The sequence below is a fragment of the Algoriphagus halophilus genome (genome assembly GCF_900129785.1).
In the GTDB taxonomy this organism is placed as follows: Bacteria; Bacteroidota; Bacteroidia; order Cytophagales; family Cyclobacteriaceae; genus Algoriphagus; species Algoriphagus halophilus.
Map to the genome: position 1 here is coordinate 362,446 of NZ_FSRC01000002.1, position 15,912 is coordinate 378,357.

General features: G+C 39.8%; 15 protein-coding genes. 10 read left to right on the forward strand and 5 right to left on the reverse strand.

All coding sequences use genetic code 11. The features are described from left to right. Positions 1-7: 7 nt before the first annotated feature. The 4 genes from prmA to BUR11_RS13640 all read left to right on the forward strand — a co-directional run bounded on the left by prmA (position 8) and on the right by BUR11_RS13640 (position 5,119). Entirely contained in the window at positions 8-835 is an 828-nt protein-coding gene (gene prmA / locus BUR11_RS13620) for a 50S ribosomal protein L11 methyltransferase (RefSeq protein ID WP_074225539.1), read from the forward strand. Between the two features lie 279 nt (positions 836-1,114). After that, positions 1,115-2,839 carry a single-stranded-DNA-specific exonuclease RecJ gene (gene recJ, locus BUR11_RS13630; protein WP_074225541.1) on the forward strand — a complete coding sequence of 575 codons (1,725 nt, stop codon included), beginning with the start codon at positions 1,115-1,117 and terminating at the stop codon, positions 2,837-2,839. A gap of 1 nt (position 2,840) precedes the next feature. Further along, the gene (lptB, locus tag BUR11_RS13635) at positions 2,841-3,578 is read left to right on the forward strand and encodes an LPS export ABC transporter ATP-binding protein (protein ID WP_074225542.1); all 738 of its coding nucleotides are present in this window, start codon (positions 2,841-2,843) and stop codon (positions 3,576-3,578) included. After that, a complete protein-coding gene (locus tag BUR11_RS13640) occupies positions 3,578-5,119 on the forward strand; it encodes a GH3 auxin-responsive promoter family protein (protein ID WP_074225543.1) in 1,542 nt (513 codons plus the stop codon). The genes lptB and BUR11_RS13640 overlap by 1 nt, the downstream gene beginning before the upstream one ends. A gap of 103 nt (positions 5,120-5,222) precedes the next feature. Here the strand turns inward: BUR11_RS13640 and BUR11_RS13645 are convergent, their stop codons facing one another. The 3 genes from BUR11_RS13645 to BUR11_RS13655 form a co-directional block, all read right to left on the reverse strand. Further along, positions 5,223-6,575 (reverse strand): FAD-dependent oxidoreductase, encoded by a 1,353-nt coding sequence (locus BUR11_RS13645; RefSeq protein ID WP_074225544.1) that lies wholly within the window; start codon positions 6,573-6,575, stop codon positions 5,223-5,225. A 24-nt stretch (positions 6,576-6,599) separates the two neighbouring features. Continuing rightward, complete coding sequence (kynU, locus tag BUR11_RS13650) at positions 6,600-7,886, reverse strand: kynureninase (RefSeq protein ID WP_074225545.1); 1,287 nt, start codon at positions 7,884-7,886, stop codon at positions 6,600-6,602. Positions 7,887-7,950: 64 nt separating this feature from the next. After that, positions 7,951-8,463: a 3-hydroxyanthranilate 3,4-dioxygenase gene (locus tag BUR11_RS13655; RefSeq protein WP_074225546.1), complete on the reverse strand. Its 513-nt coding sequence runs from the start codon at positions 8,461-8,463 to the stop codon at positions 7,951-7,953. Positions 8,464-8,582: 119 nt separating this feature from the next. Here BUR11_RS13655 and BUR11_RS13660 point away from each other — a divergent pair, with 119 nt between their 5' ends. Then, positions 8,583-9,572 carry a dipeptidase gene (locus BUR11_RS13660; protein ID WP_074225547.1) on the forward strand — a complete coding sequence of 330 codons (990 nt, stop codon included), beginning with the start codon at positions 8,583-8,585 and terminating at the stop codon, positions 9,570-9,572. A gap of 5 nt (positions 9,573-9,577) precedes the next feature. Then, positions 9,578-10,189 carry a thiamine pyrophosphokinase gene (locus BUR11_RS13665; protein WP_074225548.1) on the forward strand — a complete coding sequence of 204 codons (612 nt, stop codon included), beginning with the start codon at positions 9,578-9,580 and terminating at the stop codon, positions 10,187-10,189. Here the strand turns inward: BUR11_RS13665 and prmC are convergent, their stop codons facing one another. Further along, the gene (prmC, locus tag BUR11_RS13670; RefSeq protein ID WP_074225549.1) at positions 10,190-11,029 is read right to left on the reverse strand and encodes a peptide chain release factor N(5)-glutamine methyltransferase; all 840 of its coding nucleotides are present in this window, start codon (positions 11,027-11,029) and stop codon (positions 10,190-10,192) included. A 57-nt stretch (positions 11,030-11,086) separates the two neighbouring features. Here prmC and BUR11_RS13675 point away from each other — a divergent pair, with 57 nt between their 5' ends. The 4 genes from BUR11_RS13675 (at position 11,087) to guaB (ending at position 15,306) form a co-directional block, all read left to right on the forward strand. Then, positions 11,087-11,929 carry a hypothetical protein gene (locus BUR11_RS13675; protein WP_074225550.1) on the forward strand — a complete coding sequence of 281 codons (843 nt, stop codon included), beginning with the start codon at positions 11,087-11,089 and terminating at the stop codon, positions 11,927-11,929. 56 nt (positions 11,930-11,985) lie between these two features. Next, the gene (locus BUR11_RS13680; protein ID WP_074225551.1) at positions 11,986-13,173 is read left to right on the forward strand and encodes an RsmB/NOP family class I SAM-dependent RNA methyltransferase; all 1,188 of its coding nucleotides are present in this window, start codon (positions 11,986-11,988) and stop codon (positions 13,171-13,173) included. Between the two features lie 66 nt (positions 13,174-13,239). Beyond that, positions 13,240-13,692, forward strand: a complete 453-nt coding sequence (locus BUR11_RS13685; RefSeq protein ID WP_074225552.1) for an ABA4-like family protein — start codon at positions 13,240-13,242, stop codon at positions 13,690-13,692. Between the two features lie 135 nt (positions 13,693-13,827). Beyond that, complete coding sequence (guaB, locus tag BUR11_RS13690; protein WP_074225553.1) at positions 13,828-15,306, forward strand: IMP dehydrogenase; 1,479 nt, start codon at positions 13,828-13,830, stop codon at positions 15,304-15,306. Positions 15,307-15,379: 73 nt separating this feature from the next. Here guaB and BUR11_RS13695 read toward each other — a convergent pair whose 3' ends face one another. Further along, positions 15,380-15,856 carry a GNAT family N-acetyltransferase gene (locus BUR11_RS13695; protein WP_074225554.1) on the reverse strand — a complete coding sequence of 159 codons (477 nt, stop codon included), beginning with the start codon at positions 15,854-15,856 and terminating at the stop codon, positions 15,380-15,382. Between the last annotated feature and the right edge of the window lie 56 nt (positions 15,857-15,912).

Below are 15,912 nucleotides of genomic sequence, written 5' to 3' on the forward strand. Positions count from 1 at the left end.
TTTAGAAATGGATTACCTGGAATTAAAAATCACTTGCCTGGAAGATTTCCGGGAAATCCTAATTGCAGAATTAGCTGAGATAGGCTTTGATTCCTTTTTGGAAACAGAAGAAGGAGTGGATGCTTATGCACCAGAACAAGAATTTGACCGGGAGGCTTTTTTGGAATTAATCGAAAAATATAAGCTTCCCGCTCAAATTTCCTGGCATGAAAGTAAAATGCCAAAAGTCAACTGGAATGAGGAATGGGAAAAAAATTATGATCCTATAGAAGTAGATGATCTTGTTTTTGTAAGAGCTTCGTTCCACGACCCAGCCCCAGGGTTTCAATACGAAATTGTCATCAACCCCAAAATGTCATTTGGTACTGGGCACCATGCTACCACCTACCAAATGTTAAAGCATCAAGCCGAGATTGACCACAAAGGAAAACGCGTATTGGACGTGGGTTCAGGAACTGGAATCTTAGCAATTATGGCTCATTTGCTGGAAGCGCAAGAAATAGAAGCCTTTGATATTGATGAATGGTGTGTGGAAAATGGCAATGAGAATTTCGATTTAAATGGTCTTTCTACCAGAATGGATATTGGAACCATTCGAGAGGTAAATCCACAGGGGAAATTCGATATTATTTTAGCCAACATCAATAAAAACATCCTATTGGACGAAATGGAGATCTATGCTGAGTTATTAGATTCCAAAGGATTTCTTTTGCTGAGCGGATTCTATACGGAAGACATTGAAGATTTACTGGAATGTGCCGCTCCTTTAGGTCTCAGCCTCTACAAGAAAAACAGCAAAGACAATTGGGCTGCATTAATATTGCAAAAAGACTAATATGAATGAACTGATTATTTATGCAGTTGTATTCGCCGCATTAATAGGCCATTGCTTATTAGCAGGCAAAATGTATCGTACTGTGCATCAGGATTCAGGCCTAACATTGAGAGAGAAAAATGACTGGAAATTGAAAGCACTCATATTTCCGGGTTATTTTTGGTTTCAATACAAAAAGAGTAAAGCTTAAGGCAATTTCTCTTTTTTAGAACTTTTTTATCGAATTATCGGATTAAGTTAGATTCACTTCTACCTTTTATTAAACCCAAGTATCAAACCATGGAGTACGTTTGGAAGCAGAAACCACGAGCAACGCCAGAATTAGTAGAGCAGCTAGGAAGGGATATCAACGTAAATCCAATCCTGGCTAATATGTTGATTAATCGAGGTGTGGAGAACTATGAGCAGGCCAAAAACTATTTCAGACCTAGTTTAAGCCATCTGCATGATCCTTTCTTGATGAAAGATATGCCTGAAGCTATAGATAGGATTGAACAAGCCATTGATCAAAATGAAAAAATCTTGGTGTATGGAGACTATGATGTAGATGGCACTACTGCGGTTGCCTTGGTTTACAGTTTTCTCCAGACTTTTTATAGTAGAGTAGATTTTTATATCCCGGACCGATACAAAGAAGGTTATGGTATTTCCGATAAAGGAGTAAGGTTTGCTGCAGATAACGATTACAAGCTCGTCATTGCGCTAGACTGCGGAATCAAAGCCATTGACAAAGTGAAGCTTGCCAAAGAGCTAGGTGTAGATTTCATCATTTGTGATCACCACACTCCAGGACAAGAATTACCGCAGGCTATTGCCGTACTTGATGCTAAAAGAACCGATTGTGAATACCCTTATAAAGAGCTTAGTGGTGCTGGAGTAGGTTTCAAATTAATTCAGGCACATGCTAAAAGACGCGGAATAGATGAAGCAGGTTTGTATCCATATTTGGATTTGTTGGTCGTCAGTATTGCTGCAGATATTGTCCCTATAACCGGAGAAAATAGAATTCTGGCTTATTATGGATTGGACCGAATCAATAATACCCCGAGACCAGGATTAAAGGCCTTAATGCTGAGTGCCAAAATTGAAAAAGAAATCGGCATCTCGGATATCGTTTTTAAAATTGGCCCAAGAATCAATGCATCTGGAAGACTGGAACATGCCAAGGCTTCGGTAGAGTTGTTAATTTCTACCGATCTCAATTTAGCCATCGAACGGGCCAAATTAGTAGATGAGGTGAATACCACTCGGAGAAACTTTGATGAAAATATCACCAAAGAGGCGTTTGAGATGATCGCGGATCAAGAAATGGATTCAGAATGGAATTCTACGGTATTGTTTAAAGAGGATTGGCACAAAGGAGTCATTGGAATTGTCGCCAGTCGATGTATAGAAAAATATTATAGACCTACGATCATATTAACCGAATCCAATGGAAAAGCTACTGGAAGCGCACGTTCAGTGGTAGACTTCGATATTTACGAAGCAATCGCTGAATGTTCTGGTTTGTTAGATCAATTTGGAGGACATAAATATGCGGCTGGTTTAACCCTTTCGGTAGACAAGGTACCCGACTTTCAAAGGATGTTTGAGTCGGTAGTCAAAAGAAGAATTGAAGAAGTACATAGGAAGCCTGTCATAGAAATTGACGATGAATTGCTACTGGATCAAATAAATTATAAGTTTTATAATATATTGAAGCAAATGGCACCTTTTGGCCCAGGAAATACGGAGCCTATTTTCAGAATTTCTCAAGCCTATGCCGAAAATGTGATCATTCTAAAAGATAAACACCTTCGATTTAATATCGTACAAGATGGTCAAGTGACGAAACCTGTTTGCTTAGGGTTTGGGTTAGCCGACCGAGTAAAGGATCCAGATCACACGATTGTTAAAATGTTACAAGGAAAAATGCGTTTTGATATTGTGGCTGAAATGCGGGAAAATTTCTTCCGTGACAAATCCAGCTTGCAGCTCTACGTAAAAGACATCAAATTTGACTAATATGATTCTAAAAGCCGACAACCTCGTCAAAATTTACAAAGGTCGCCGTGTAGTGAATGATATTTCAGTACAAGTAGAGCAAGGAGAAATTGTAGGCTTGCTGGGTCCAAATGGAGCAGGTAAAACCACCTCTTTCTACATGATTGTGGGGTTAGTCCAACCTAATGAAGGCAAGATATTTTTAGAAAGTGAAAATATCACAAGCCTTCCCATGTACAAGAGAGCTAAGTTAGGAATAGGGTATTTAGCCCAAGAAGCCTCGGTATTTCGAAAACTCTCTGTGGAGGAAAATATCATGGCCGTATTGGAAATGACCAAAATGCCCAAGCAAGAGCGTAAAGAGAAAGTAGAAAGTTTATTAGAAGAATTCAGTTTAACACATGTGAGGAAAAACCTAGGGATGGTACTTTCTGGAGGAGAGAGAAGAAGAACGGAAATTGCCAGGGCTTTGGCAGTAGATCCTAAATTTGTATTATTAGATGAGCCATTTGCGGGAGTCGACCCCATTGCAGTTGAAGAGATCCAGACAATAGTAGCTAAACTAAAGACCAAAAATATCGGGATTCTGATCACGGACCACAATGTAAATGAAACACTTTCTATCACAGATCGAGCCTATTTGATGTTTGAAGGAAGATTATTGAAAGCCGGAACCGCCGAAGAGCTTGCTGCTGATGAACAAGTCCGAAAAGTTTATTTGGGTAGTCAGTTTGAGCTAAAACGCAAAATTTTTAATTAATGGAGGTATTAAATTCCTTTATGACCTGGATTTTTAAAAATCGGATTGGTCAAATAGAAAACTTTAAAAAAAACCCAATACAGGTCCAGGACACTACTTTTTTTGAATTAATAGAGGCTGGAAAAAACACTGAATTTGGAAAGGAGTTTGGTTTCGCTAAAATCAAACACTATGATGATTTTGCCAGACAAGTTCCTATCCTTGATTATGAAGGGATCAAACCCTACATCGATAAAACGATGAGAGGCACTCAAAATGTGCTTTGGAATACCACTATTGAATGGTTTGCCAAATCTTCTGGAACCACTTCTTCCCGAAGCAAATACATCCCTGTTACTACCGAAAGCTTGGAGGACTGCCATTACAGCGGTGGAAAAGACATGGTTTCCTTGTACATCGCCAATAACCCTGACTCCAGACTATTTGCAGGAAAAAGCTTGACCATTGGAGGAACCCTAGAGAAGAATCCTTTAAATCCTCAAGGTTCCGCCAGAGCTGGAGATATTTCCGCTGTAATCATGCAAAACCTCCCCATCTGGGCACAATTTGTCAGAACTCCATCTTTGGAAACAGCCTTGATGAGTGAATGGGAGGCGAAAATTGAGAAAATGGCCAGAGAAACCATGAACGAGGATGTCACTTGTATTGCAGGTGTTCCTACTTGGACAGTGGTTTTAATGCAGCGCATTCTAGAAATAAAAAAGGCAAAAAACATATTGGAGGTATGGCCCAATTTGGAAGTTTTCTTTCATGGTGCTGTAGCTTTTGGGCCTTATAGAAGTCTTTTCAAAGAACTGATCCCTTCTGAAAAAATGCGGTATGTAGAAACCTACAATGCCTCTGAAGGATTTTTCGGCATCCAAGATAAACCTAACTCAGAAGAATTACTTCTGCTGTTGGATTACGGAATTTTCTATGAATTCATTCCGATGGAAGACTGGGAAAAAGAAGACCCCAATGTAGTCCCATTGGCAGGAGTGGAAATAGGGAAAAATTATGCCTTGGTAATTTCCACTAATGGAGGGCTATGGAGGTATAAAATTGGAGATACCGTCAAATTTACCTCCACCAAACCTTATCGATTCAAAATCTCAGGCAGGACCAAACATTTTATCAATGCTTTTGGAGAAGAGGTCATTGTAGAAAATGCTGAGAAAGCCATCCAATATGCCGCAGAACATACAGGAGCTACCATCTCAAATTTCACTGCTGCTCCGGTTTATTTTGATACCTCAGGATCCAAAGGGGCGCATGAATGGCTCATTGAGTTCCACAAGGAACCCATAGACCAAGATCAATTTAACTTGCTTCTGGATCAGCACTTACGTGAGGTCAATTCAGATTATGATGCCAAAAGGCACAAGGATCTTGCTTTAGTAGCTCCTATCATTCATACTGCACCTCACGGGATCTTTGAAATGTGGCTAGGCAAAAAAGGAAAGTTGGGTGGTCAACACAAAATCCCTAGACTTTCCAATAGCAGGGAATATTTAGATGAGATTTTAAATCTGAAGGAAGAAATCAAAATTCCAAAGCAGTAATCACCATAGCTTCATTCTCAAAACAAAGTTTATGATTCTCCGTCCCGTAGATTTTAAAATAAGAATTGACACAATTAGCTATTAAATAAAAAAAGCGGTCCTTTTAGACCGCTTTTGCTGTTTCCATCTGGAATATAATATCTTCATAATCGAGCTTATTCCAATTTTCAGTAATCAAAGGATCAGCCATTACTTTATCCATGATTTCTTCCTGCAACTTACCCTGTGCATAGGCTTCAGAATAACTGATATCTGAAAATGTAACCAATGTATAGAGTGGAATCCAGTCGTTAGGATATAACTCATGAAGTTTTGCTTCAATTTTCTTTCTCAACAAAAATTTGGGATCAGCTACAGAATCTCTCATTTCAATGAAATTTTCCATTGCCAGCTGACAAACCGCATCAGTATCTCTTTTTCTGTTTTTCTGGAATTTTTCAAAAACCAGATCCCAGGTGTTAGTTCCTAATTTATCTATTAGTCCATTCAGAATAAAGCAATCCTCAAAACCGCAATTCATCCCCTGACCATAAAATGGCACCATGGCATGAGAGGCGTCTCCAATCAATAAACTCTTTCCTTGCACCCATGGATAACAATCCACATTTACTAGCGCAGAGGTAGGGTTTCTGAAAAACTCCTCCAACAAATCAGGCATGAGTTGATAAGCGTCATCAAAATAATTGCTGAATAAGCTTTTAAGATCTTTTTCATCTGTGATCTTATCAAAACAGATTTTTGTGCCTTCAAAGGGCAAAAACAAAGTACAGGTAAATGATTTATCGGGATTAGGTAAAGCAATTAACATAAACTTACCTCTTGGCCATATATGTAATGCATTTGGATCCATTGCAAACTCACCCTCAGCGGTGGCAGGAATGGTCAGCTCCTTATATCCATGCGAAATATATTCCTGCTTATAGTTAAAGCGGATTTGCTTTTGCATGCTTAAACGAAGGGCTGAATATGCTCCATCAGCCCCAATAATCACAGGTGCATCTAAAGTTTCTTCCCCTTCGGCTGTTTCAAAGGTGATTTTCTGCGATGGGAAATCTACCTCTAGGCATTTATGTTCAAATTTGAATTCAGCTCCAAGTCTTTCAGCTTCTTCAGCCAACAATTGATTGAATTTACCTCTTGAAATGGAATAAATTGCTTGATCTTTTTTCCCGTATGGGATAAAGGAAGTCCCCCCATGTTCATCATGGATTTTTCTACCATACATTGGAATAGACAAAGGAAGCACCTGATCTTTCAATCCCACCTCTTCCAAGCTTTTCCAACCTCTATGACTCAATGCCATATTAATGGATCGACCACCTTCGTAATAGGGAGTTTTCCGTTTGTCAGGTCTTTTATCGTAAACAGTGACATCAAGACCTTGACGCTTGAGATATATGGCCATCAGGGAGCCAATCAGACCGGCTCCAAGAATAGTTATTTCATTTTTTTTCATTCGGATAAGTTTTATCCCAGTTTCTTAAGCGAATTTTTTCAAGCTTTGTTCCAAAATCTGTGCAAATCTGAAAACATCCAAGAAACTATTATACAGCGGAGTAGGCGCTAATCGGATCACATTTGGGTTTCTCCAATCACCTACCACTCCATGACTATACCAATCATCGAATACAGCTTTGCCTCCACGATGAATGTGCAAAGATAACTGACAACCCCTCTCATCAGGTTTTTTCGGAGTAATAATTTCCAAAATGCCTGATTTTCCACTGATTTGCTCAATTAGGTAGGCCAAATACCCCGTCAATTTTTCACTTTTTGCCCGCAGATTGCTCATTCCAGCTTCCATGAATATATCCAGCGAAGCTTGATGGGCTGCCAAAGCCAAGATATTGGTATTAGAAACCTGCCAACCGTCAGCCCCATGCATCGGAACAAATCCTTTTTCCATGAGGAATCTTTGTCCCTCATCATGTCCCCACCATCCAGCAAACCTTGGCAAATCAGGTCTATCGGCAAATCGCTCGTGGACAAATACTCCAGAAATATTGCCTGGACCAGAATTCATATACTTATAACTACACCAAGTGGCAAAATCCACCTCCCAATCATGGAGTTTAAGTACTGCATTTCCTGCTGCATGAGCCAGGTCAAACCCTGCATACGCTCCTACTGAATGCGCTGCTGCTGTGATTTCCCTAATGTCAAATAATTGACCAGTATAATATTGTAAACCCGCCATATTCACCATCGCCAGGGAATCTCCATGCTTTATTATCTCGGAGATAATATCTTCCGTCCGAAGGATATGCTCCCCATCTCTTGGAATCAACTCAACGATAGCTTCATCTGGATTCAACCCATGAAATTTGACCTGAGTCTCCAACATGTACATATCTGATGGGAATGCTCCTCCGTCTACAATGATTTTGAATCGTTCTGAAGTAGGTCTGTAAAACGACACCATCAAAAAATGAAGATTGGAGCTGAGATTGTTCATAGCCACCACCTCATGCGTATGTGCCCCCATGATCTGCGCCAAGGCCGGTTTTGACTTTTGTCTTGCATGATACCAGGCATCTTCTCCATGAAAATGCCCATCCACTCCTAAATTTGCCCAATTATTCAATTCTTTCTCCAAATAGGATTTGACTGACTTGGGCTGTAAGCCTAAAGAATTTCCACAGAAATAAATTGCTTTTCCCCCATTTACTTCAGGAAATAAAAATCGATCCCTGAAGGAATTGATGGGATCCTCTGCATCCATTTTTCTAGCAAATTCTTCGGTAAACTGATAATCTATTTGGGTCATATATTTAAAGGTTGAAGATGCTGTATCATGCATCCGCTATTTGTTTCACTGGTTTGTTTAGCTACTATTTTTGCATTACCGTTCCACAGTTTTTACAGGTAGTATGCTCTGGACTAGACCAAAACCTTTCCATGATGGGAGGTAGTTGATTGACGATATCGGTTACATCGGCATATTCCTCATACAGTTTTTCTCCACAATTTTCGCAGTGCCAGATAAACCCATCTTTTTCCCCTTCTTTTCTATATCGCTCAATGACCAATCCGATAGTATTAGCTGGTCTCCTTGGAGAATGGGGAACTTTTGGAGGAAGTAGAAAAATCTCACCTTCTTTGATCGGTACATCCACTGGCTTACCATCTTCAATAATCTTCAATACGATATCCCCTTCTATTTGGTAGAAAAACTCCTCTCCCTCATTGTAGTGATAGTCTTTTCTTGAATTAGGGCCTCCTACGACCATGATGATAAAATCCTCATTTTCAAGGTAAACTTGCTTATTCCCAACCGGTGGTTTAAGCAGGTGTCTATTATCATCAATCCATTTTTTAAAATTGAAGGGTTTTGCAATTGCCATTAGCTTTTTGTTTCGGTTAAAAATAAAATTTGCCTTTCAAAGTAGGTAACACATATCAGGCTTAAAAGTATTAAAAATCATCCTCTTTTTTGGTTTACTTTGTCCCAAAGCCCAAAAACATGCGTCTTCCTATTGCTGATTTACACTGTGACATGCTTTCTTACCTCGCGAAAGTCCCTGCAGCCAACCCATATTCCAAAGATGATATAGCTTGTGCCATTCCCTTAATGAAATCAGGCGGGGTACGTTTGCAGGTCATGGCAATTTATACAGATGTGAATCCTGACTCGATGATATTGGCCAGCAAACAAGCCGATATCTTTTTGGAATTACTGGAAAAGAATCCCTCGGATTTGAGTTTTGCCAATGAGGATTTTCTTGCCAACTGGAAAAGCCAGAATAACATAGGCATCCTTGCTTCCATAGAAAATGCTGCTGGAATCGGTCATGAAACAGCTTCTCTAACTGAAATAAAATCCCAGTTTGACAGCATCTTGAAAAGAACTCAAAAACTAGCTTATATCAGTTTGACCCATCATACTGAAAATAGATTTGGAGGTGGGAATTATACAGATGGAATAGGCTTAAAAGATGATGGCAAATTTATTCTGGATTACATGGCAGGAAAAAAGATTCCAATTGATTTGTCTCATACTTCAGATTTATTGGCTGAGGGCATTTTAAACCATATTGATCAGGAAAAGCTTAACATTCCTATCATTGCCAGCCATTCTAATTTTAGACAGATCTGGAATCATAGAAGAAATCTGACTGACGAATTTGCAAAGGAAGTAATCCATCGAGGTGGGATAATTGGCGTGAACTTTTTACGGGCTTTTCTAGACAATGATGTTCCAGAAAGGTTATTCGAGCACTTACTTCACGGCTTTGAAATTGGAGGAAAAAAGTCCATGTGTTTTGGTTCGGACTTCTTCTACACCAAAAATTTTGGAGATCCTTCGAGGATACCTTTTTACTTTCCTTTGGCAGAGAATTCAAGTAAATATCCTAGCCTGTTAGACCACTTAGAAACGGATTTAAGTGAACAAAATTTGGTACGTTTAGCGTACGAAAATGCTGTCAATTTTTACAAAAAACTCTGGAGTTAATCCCTATGTCTTCCCATCATTTCGTCAAAGAACAACAAGAACCAGCCGTTTTTATCTTAAATGCGGATGAGATTCATTTTGACCAGGTTTCTCCTTTATTAGAATGGGTTCCAACAGTATTGGTTGCAGAACAGGCCTTGGATCAAGTCCTGAGTTGGGGAATCAAAATTGACGTAATCTTAGGCTCCGAGTCCTTCCAAAAGGAAAATATTCAGCTTCTGGAGGAACAATACCCTGTGCGTTTTTTGAATTCAACACCTGAAAATGCCCTGGAAGAAGGCTTACAATATTTATTGGCGAGCAAACACTACGCAGCCCATTTGATTGGAATCCCTCATCTGCAAGCCTTAGACCTGCAAGATAAGATTCAGCTAATGGACCTTACCTTACTAGATGGAGATTGGAAGTACTATCCAGTTAAAGAAGGGGACTTTAAAAAGTGGTTTGCAAAGTCCACCATCCATATTCATGCAAAAGAAGGCCTTCCTGTGGAAGTTATCAACGAAAATGGGAAGCTAATACTGCCCATCACCTATGCAACATTTTTGGAAGTTCCAGAAGGGATAACTGAAATTAAGGCTTCAGGAATATTTTGGATTGGTGAACAAATCCGCTGATCAACCAGGAAAAATTGCTGAAACCATTCGGTTCTTATCATTTAGATCACGAACCAAATTTATCTCCTTGTAGCCCAATCCTTCCAACAATTCCACTGTTTCTGGTCCAAAATTATTATGAATCTCATAATACAGTTTGCCTCCTGGCCTCAATAACATCTTCGCTTTTTCAGCAATCACTCGATAAAACAACAAGGGATCATGATCTGGAACAAATAGGGCTAATCCGGGTTCAAAATCGCGCACATTACTGTGCAGATCCACCCATTCCGCTTCAGGCACATAAGGAGGATTGCTTACCAAAATATCCAAATCAGATAGGTTTGGCATCTCCTTTAAAATATCCAAGTGTAGGAAAGTCACTTCAGCCTCAAGATGTTCCGCATTTTCCATGGCCACTTCAATGGCATCTTCAGATACATCGGCCGTATATACTTCCGAGTCTTTCATTTCCAAGGCTAAGCTGATCGGAATACAACCGGAACCTGTCCCAATGTCCAAGATTTTCATTCCTGGAGTTGGGTTTTCCTTGATGATCATATGCACTAATTCCTCTGTCTCATTTCTTGGAATGAGTACAGATTCATCCACAAAGAATTCTCTTCCATAAAAAGGGGCCTTCCCAATGATGTATTGAACAGGTTCTCCAGACTTTAGTCGTTCGAAGTCCTGGTAGAGGGATTCTGACAAACTATTTTCCTCAAATGCATCTAACATATCTACTTTTCGGATTCCTAAATGGTATTCTAAAAGCCAGTTTATCAAGTTGTTTGCCTCTTCTGGAGAATACTGAGTGAGCTCACTCGCCCATTGTTTTACTAGTTCGTTATAGTTGCTCATATCTGTAGCGAATGACCTTAATTTACCGTAAAGGTAGCAATCCCTATTCTTTCTAAGATGAAAAAAATTCAACTCTTGATTTTTGCCCTATTTTTCTCATTGGGCAGCATGGCGCAAAATGCAGATTCCAAATTTTATTTTGGTTTTGATGCCAGCTACTGGCAACGGAGCTTACGCCAATCTGACCCATTGGCGGTTCAACGAAATATGCTGGGAAGTATCCGCCCCATGGTTGGTTTCAAACTACAAAACGATTGGTCAATTGGAATCCTGTCCAACTTTAGCTCTTATCAAAGTCAGGTTTCCCCCATCGAGTTTAGCTATCCAATTTATGGGGAACCTGATGAAAATGAGTATTACCCAATCATCGGTTCTAGGAATGTGTATCAGGAAGCTTCCATGAAAAATAATCTTCGTGGGTATGGGCTATTTTTAAAGAAATTCATCAGTCTAGGTAAAAAGACCTCCCTGAATTTCAACCTGTATGGAATGAAAGAATCTGGAAAGGATGGGAATATAGTCCTGGCTCCTGATTTCGGGTTCTATTTTCCTTGCCCAAATTGCAACTACGAAGAATCATTAAATGACTACTGTTCCACTTGCCTGAGTATCGCCTATTATCGGATGGAAATTCCGATGAAAGAAACCAATTGGAGAGTTGGGATGGATCTCGCCTTTGCTTACCAATGGAAACCTTGGATTAGCATGGAAATAAGAGCCAATCTTCTGGAATACAGAAAACAAATCTTAAAAGATAAAAGAGAAGTGAATCCTACCATAGATTTTGCTTACGATCCTTTTTACGGTGCTTCTACCCAATATTTTGGAAATCACACCGATTTTGGCTCGGCTGTTGCAAGAGATGGAGTACGTTTTGGCTTGATCTTTAGCCCATTTTAAAAACTGATTCCCAGAGAACAGAAAGAAAAACTACCTTTGTGGAGAATTTCTTTCCCATGAAGCTACATAACAATACCATACGCGGGGTGCATTCTGCACTTGCAGCGATTTTCGAAGAAGGGCAATATGCCGATAAAGTGATTGAAAGAACACTCAAGTCCAACCCTAAATGGGGAGCACGTGACCGTTCATTTATTGCCGAAACGACTTATGAAATGGTTCGTTGGTGGAGGCTCATCAATTACCTTAGCCCTTCCAATAATCCATATGATCTTTTCGGAACATATTGGCTCATGCAAGGACACAGTCTTCCGCCTTGGGAAGAATTTCAAAAAATCCAGCCTGAGAAACTCAAAGGAAAGTATGAGAAACTGGAAGACCCAGCTTTGATTGAATCTATCCCTGATTGGTTAGAGGAACTAGGGCAGAAGGAATTGGGAGATAAATGGGAAGCGGAAATCCACAGCTTAAATCAAGAAGCAGATGTGGTTTTGCGGGTAAACACACTAAAAACTACTCGCGAAAAACTGAAGAACATACTTGCGGAATCCAATATCCAAACTCATATCATCAAAGGATATAAAGATGCTTTAATCTTAGATGAGCGACAAAATGTATTCAGACACCCTGCCTTCAAAGAAGGTTTATTTGAAGTACAGGATGGTTCCTCTCAGTTAGTAGCGGATTCGCTTGCGGTTGAACCAGGAATGCGAGTGATCGATGCTTGTGCAGGTGCAGGTGGCAAATCCTTGCATTTAGCAGCTTTAATGGAAAACAAAGGCAAAATCCTCTCCATGGATGTGGAAGAATGGAAATTACAACAGACCAAGCTAAGAGCAAGAAGAGATGGGGTATCCATCATCGAAAGAAAAGTCATTGAAGGCTCCAAAACCATCAAAAGGTTAAAAGAATCTGCCGACCGTTTGTTGCTAGACGTTCCTTGCTCTGGTTTAGGAGTTTTAAAAAGAAATCCAGACACTAAATGGAAGCTAAGTCCAGAGTCAATTGAAAAAGTAAAGCAAACGCAACAGGAGATTCTCCAATCCTATCCATCCATGCTTAAACCAGGCGGACAAATGGTTTATGCTACTTGCAGTATTTTACCTTCGGAGAATCAGGAACAGGTACAAAAATTCCTAAACAGTGAAGCGGGAAAGAATTTTGAATTGATTGAAGACCACAAAGTTCTTTCTCACGAAAGCGGGTTTGATGGATTCTATATTGCCCGACTTCTTAAAAAATAGTTTTAGAACTTATATTCCTCAAAATCAAAAAGTTATTTCTAACTTCATAGCTTAATTTTTAAAGCAATGAAGTTAGAATTGATTTTTACCATCGCCAACTCCATCGCGTTTCTGTGCTGGATCTTTCTGTTTGTCTTGTACCAAAAACGATGGGTTTACCAATTTTTATTCAGCATTATTTTCGTTTTGCTGGGTGGGCTTTACCTGTTTTATATTATCCGTGGGATGGGAGCCGACACAGGAGGAGGATTCGATACCTTAGCGAATGTGAAATTGCTTTTCAGTAGCGATGATGCACTTTTGGCTGGTTGGATTCATTACTTAACGTTTGATTTATTCGTGGGTATGTGGATTTGTCATAATGCAGACAAGTGTGGAATTAACCGGTGGATTTTACTTCCATGTTTGGTTTTGACATTTATAGCTGGCCCCACAGGTCTTTTACTTTATATTATCATCAGGGTAATCCATTCCAAAAAATTGGTTCAAGAGCCCTTTGCACAGCAATTCTCTACCTGATTTTTAAAAGGAAATTTCATTTTCTTCAAATTTTCTGCTGAGTTTCAATATTAATTTTGTCAAAGATTAGTTTGATAAAGAATTTTGTTTGTAATTTTGACGGGCAAATAGGGTTACCTACAACCAATATTTGCCATGAATAGAAACTCCGACAAGTTCCTTTATGAAGCACTCACCTACGACGATGTGCTTCTTGTTCCAGGATATTCAGAAGTCTTGCCAAGAGACACGAATACCTCCACACAACTCACCAAAAAAATCAGGCTGAACATTCCTTTGGTTTCCGCTGCAATGGACACGGTTACAGAGGCTGAATTAGCAATTGCTATTGCTTTAGAAGGCGGTTTGGGATTCATCCACAAAAACATGTCTATCGAGCAACAAGCCGCGCAAGTACGCAAAGTAAAGCGCTCTCAGGCTGGGATGATTTTGGACCCTATCACATTAAACATCGATGCCAAAGTTCGTGATGCAGAAACAATTATGCGTGAATATCATATTGGTGGTATTCCGGTTGTGGATAAAAATAGAACTTTAAAGGGCATTATCACCAACAGAGACCTTCGATTCATCAAAGATCAAAATCGTCCGATAAGAGAGATCATGACGATTGAGAACCTGATCACTGCAAAATCTGGGGTTTCTCTAGAGCAGGCAGAAGAAATCCTTCAGGAATACAAGATCGAAAAGCTTCCTATTGTTGACGAAGACAACAAACTGACAGGTTTAATTACCTACAAGGATATTCTAAAGAGAAAAGACAAGCCTAATGCTTGTAAGGATGAATATGGAAGATTAAGAGTCGGAGCTGCAGTAGGTGTTACTGCCGACATTGTAGAAAGAGTAGAGGCATTGAAAAATGCTGGCGTGGATGTAGTTTCTATTGACACTGCTCATGGACATTCCAAAGGAGTAATTGATACGTGTAAGAAAATCAAGGATGCATTCCCAGACTTGGAGGTAATCGTAGGGAATATCGCTACTCCTGAAGCAGCCATAGCATTAGCAGATGCTGGTGCAGATGCTGTAAAAGTAGGTGTAGGCCCTGGATCCATTTGTACTACCAGAATCATCGCAGGAGTAGGAGTTCCTCAGCTATCAGCTGTTTTTGAATGTTCCCAAGTATTGAAAGACCGTGGAGTTCCAGTAATTGCAGACGGTGGTATTCGATATTCAGGAGATTTGGTAAAAGCGGTTGCTGCTGGAGGAAGTTCAATCATGATCGGGTCACTATTGGCAGGAACAGAAGAAGCTCCAGGAGAGATGATTATTTTCCAAGGCAGAAAATTCAAGTCCTATAGAGGAATGGGCTCTTTAGAAGCTATGGAATCCGGATCAAAGGACCGTTACTTCCAAGATGCTGAAGACAATATCAAAAAACTGGTCCCAGAAGGTATCGTTGGTAGAGTTCCATATAAGGGTTTGGTAGCAGAAGTACTTTATCAGCTTGTAGGCGGACTTCAGGCTGGTATGGGATACTGTGGCACCAAAACCATTGAAGATTTACAAAGAGATGGCAAATTTGTGAAAATCACTGCAGCAGGGGTAAAAGAATCACACCCTCATGATGTAAGTGTCACCAGAGAAGCTCCAAACTACAGCATCAAAGGCTAATTTGACATCAGATCTAAATAAAAAAATCCGGCCCATGTGCCGGATTTTTTTATTTAAAGTGTTTTGCTGAACCTTAAGACAATACCTCTTTGATCTCATAATCTTGGATGTGTACGTTGTACCACCCTCCTTCAATACTCGCTCCATACTTTTTATAAAAATTGATCGCTGGTTCGTTCCAGTCCAACACTTGCCACATCATTCCCGTACAGCCATCTTCCAAAGATTTGGCCATGACACGCTCTAAAAGCAATTTCCCTGCTCCTTTCCCTCTCTCCGATTGAGTCACAATCAAATCTTCCAAATAAAGTCTCTTCCCTTTCCAAGTACTATATCGGTAGTAATAGATGGCAATTCCAATGATTTCCTTGGTATCATCTTTCTCGCAAACGAACATTCCATATACAGGATTAGGACCGAAGCCATCCTCTTTCATCATTTCCACCGTGTTAGTCACCTGTTCCGGTGCTTTTTCATACAGCGCTAATTCTTGTACTAATTCTAAAACCCTTGGGAGGTCTTCAACTTGGCCTTCTCGCAATGAATACATTTCTATTTTAATTAGGAGGTTATTATTTGGAATTTCCTTTTTTGAAAAGCTAAATT